This window comes from Mycoplasma sp. 613B (assembly GCF_054343485.1).
In genome coordinates this window covers 1-3,101 of the sequence record NZ_JBTGVH010000033.1, presented here as the reverse complement: position 1 = coordinate 3,101, position 3,101 = coordinate 1, and the positions used below count along the sequence as shown (strand labels likewise).

6 protein-coding genes are annotated in these 3,101 nt (G+C 20.5%); 5 read left to right on the top strand and 1 reads right to left on the bottom strand.

All coding sequences use genetic code 4. The features are described 5' to 3' along the window. Positions 1 to 250: 250 nt before the first annotated feature. From ACXX87_RS04000 to ACXX87_RS03980, 5 genes are read left to right on the top strand one after another with little or no spacing between them, the layout of a single operon-like run. Positions 251 to 916: a hypothetical protein gene (locus ACXX87_RS04000; RefSeq protein ID WP_458561184.1), complete on the top strand. Its 666-nt coding sequence runs from the start codon at positions 251 to 253 to the stop codon at positions 914 to 916. Further along, on the top strand, positions 909 to 1,322 hold the full coding sequence (locus tag ACXX87_RS03995) for a hypothetical protein (RefSeq protein WP_458561185.1): 414 nt from the start codon (positions 909 to 911) through the stop codon (positions 1,320 to 1,322). The genes ACXX87_RS04000 and ACXX87_RS03995 overlap by 8 nt, the downstream gene beginning before the upstream one ends. A 46-nt stretch (positions 1,323 to 1,368) precedes the next feature. Further along, positions 1,369 to 2,034 carry a hypothetical protein gene (locus tag ACXX87_RS03990; protein WP_458561186.1) on the top strand — a complete coding sequence of 222 codons (666 nt, stop codon included), beginning with the start codon at positions 1,369 to 1,371 and terminating at the stop codon, positions 2,032 to 2,034. Then, positions 2,027 to 2,248, top strand: coding sequence for a hypothetical protein (locus ACXX87_RS03985; RefSeq protein WP_458561187.1), 222 nt, complete (start codon positions 2,027 to 2,029; stop codon positions 2,246 to 2,248). Before ACXX87_RS03990 ends, ACXX87_RS03985 begins: the two co-directional genes overlap by 8 nt. 57 nt (positions 2,249 to 2,305) lie before the next feature. Further along, complete coding sequence (locus ACXX87_RS03980) at positions 2,306 to 2,440, top strand: hypothetical protein (protein ID WP_458561188.1); 135 nt, start codon at positions 2,306 to 2,308, stop codon at positions 2,438 to 2,440. Positions 2,441 to 2,916: 476 nt separating this feature from the next. On the opposite strand, the gene ACXX87_RS03975 is transcribed toward ACXX87_RS03980, so the two are convergent. Further along, positions 2,917 to 3,101 (bottom strand): hypothetical protein (locus tag ACXX87_RS03975; protein WP_458560688.1); only part of this gene is annotated, 185 nt, incomplete at its 5' end.

Genomic DNA, 3,101 nt, shown 5'->3' with positions numbered 1-3,101 from the left:
TCAACCAAAAAAATGGTTGATTTTGTCTTTTTTGCTATTAACTGGGAAACTCGGGAAATATTTTTACTATTAACTAATAAACTCAAAAAAAACAAAATCAAAAGAATTTCAATATTTTTGATAATTTATTTACTGATCTCAAAAAATAATCAAAATTTTTATTAATAAATTAATAAAGGAATTTTTAAAAAAATTTATTGTAATTGAGTTTAAAAACTGTGTTATAATCAAATTAGGTGAAAGGAAAAAAATGAACAAAATTTATAGCAACAAAAGAAAGTTAACTTTATGTGGTTGATTAAAAGAGAATGATATTAACTCATATAATAATCCACTAAGAGTTCAAAAATTCTTACTATTTTATGAATTACTTTCTAAAATAGAAAACGAAGAAGTTGACTTTTCTTATTTAAAAGGGTACAAAAAAGGACCTGTGTTTAGCAATGTCTATGGTGATTATAAAAACGAAAGAAGCACTTTCAACAAAATAGTAGAGAAAACATATAAAAACAACCAAGATAAAATAAATGATGATAGAGCATTAAAATGTTCTTTCATAGTTAAAACATCAACAGAACAAGAGTTATCAGAACTTACACATGAATTAAATTTATGAAAAACTAAAGAAGAATTAATAAATAAAAAAGAGAAAAATATTATTTTAGAAGAAAAAGATTTTAACTATGAAGATCAAAAATTAATTAAAACAATTAGTGGAATTTTTCCAATAGAACAAATTAAAAATTCAGAAGTATTAAATATAAAAGAAAAATACTTTGTTTTTTCAAAGCAAGATTTTCATAATCTCACAGAAAAGCAAAAAGAAATTCTTGAAGAAGTAGCAAATAGCGACGAATTATATAATCCAGTATATGTAGAAATAGATGAAGAAGATGGAGGTCTTATATTTGATTAACATTAAAGATGTAATAAAAATGAAAATACCTTTCCCAACAAAACATAGTTTTTTAGCAAAGGTATCACATATGTATATTTGTTTAGATAAACAAGAAGAAAAATATCAATTTTTAAAATGTCAAACTTTCAAATGAATAATTATTAAGAAAAAATTAATACAAAATTATACTATTGAAGATTCTAATATAAATAGAAATCCATTTTCAAAAGAAACACTTATAGATTTAGATAAAATTTTTATTACTTCTACAGTTAAATATGATGATAGAATGAAAACCGAAATTAGATCAAATATATCAAATGATTTATTTATTGAATTAAAAAATCAATTAAAAGTTTCTCAAGTAAACATAATTAATCTTAATGAACAAGAATTAAAATTATTAAACAAATGAATAAATTAATTTTTAAACATATATGTAATCTAATTAAGTTATGTAAAGGAGAAAAATGGACAAAATTTTTAGCAATAAAAGAAAATTAATGTTATGTGGATGACTAAAAGAAAATGATATTAATTCTTATAAAAATTCACTTAAATTACAAAAATTTTTATTATTTTATGAAATTTTTAGTAAATTAGCACAAGAAAAAGCAGATTTTTCTTCCTTAAAGGGATATCAAAAAGGTCCTGTATTTAGTAATGTCTATGGAGATTATAAAAAAAGCAGACTTCTTTTTAACAAAGAAGCAGAAAAAGAATATTTAAATAATAAAAATAAAATAAATAATGATAGAGCATTAAAATGTTCTTTTATCGTGAAAACATCAACAGAAAAAACTTTATCAGATATTACTCATAAGCTCAATTTATGAAAAGTTCAAGAAAATAGAATATTGAATAAAGAAAAAAATATAATTTTAAATGAAAGTGATTTTAATCAAGAAGATGAAAAGTGAATGAAAAAAATAGATCGTATGTATCCATTAGAAATAGTTAAAAACTCAGAAGTAATTAACATTAAAGAAAAATATTTTGTTTTTTCAAAGCAAGACTTTCAAAACCTTACAGAAAAACAAAAAGAAATTCTTAAAGAACTGGCGGACAGTGATGAATTATATAATCCAGTATATATAGAAATAGATAAAGAAGATGGAGGGTTGCTAGTTGATTAAAGTTAAGGATGTTATTAAATTAAGAATTCCTTTTCCTAGTAAAATTTCATATTTAGCAAGAAAAACTCATATGTATATTTGCATTAAAAAAGAAGGAATGAATTACGAATTTGTGAAATGTCAAACATCAAAAGCAGAAATTATTAACTTGAAAATAATAAAAAATTATCATGAAGAGCGAGTGGAAAAAAATAGAAATCCTTTTGTTGTTTAAACACTTATAGATTTAGATAAAATTTTTATTACTTCTACAGTTAAATATGATGATAGAATGAAAACTGAAATTAGATCAAATATATCAGATGATTTACTTAATGATCTAAAAAACAAATTAAAAAAATATGAACCTACTAGAATTTTACTCAATGAACAAGAATTAAAATTATTAAATAAATGAATAACCTAATTCTTATTATTGTATTTTTTCATTTAAGGTTAAATTTAGTAAGAAAATATAAAAATAAAAATTTTTCCAAAAAAAGCAGAATAGTGTTATACTAATATTAGTAATCGTTAAATTACTAGTAAATTTAAAAATTTACGGATAATCATATGGAGAGTTTATCGTCAGATTAAGCGTAATATTAAGTACTCAAACCTTCAATGTAACCTTTCTCAATGGAAAGGTTTTTTTAATTGAATAGAAAAATGTTTCTTTGAAGCAAAATAATATTTAATAAAAAAATACTTAATTGAAGACATTTCTACATCAACTAATAAATTTAAAAATTTTTTAATTAATACATAGAATAGTTTTTGGTGATTTTAATTATTAAAATTTCTAATATATTTTTTAATAATGTTATTTAAATATTTAAATTAAGAAAAAAAATAAAAATTTACTTGAAAAATTTTGAAAATATTGTAGAATAATAAAGCAACTTAATTGTAATCAACATTTTTAGTGATTCTAATTCAATTATCAAAAAATAATCATATAAAATATTTGGAATTTTTGTAAAAAGTGTTATAATTAATCTTGTATGATTTTCACACAAAATCATTATGAAATTTAGATCTTTCAAAACTAGATGCAATAACCATAATAAACACACAAATCAATTTCA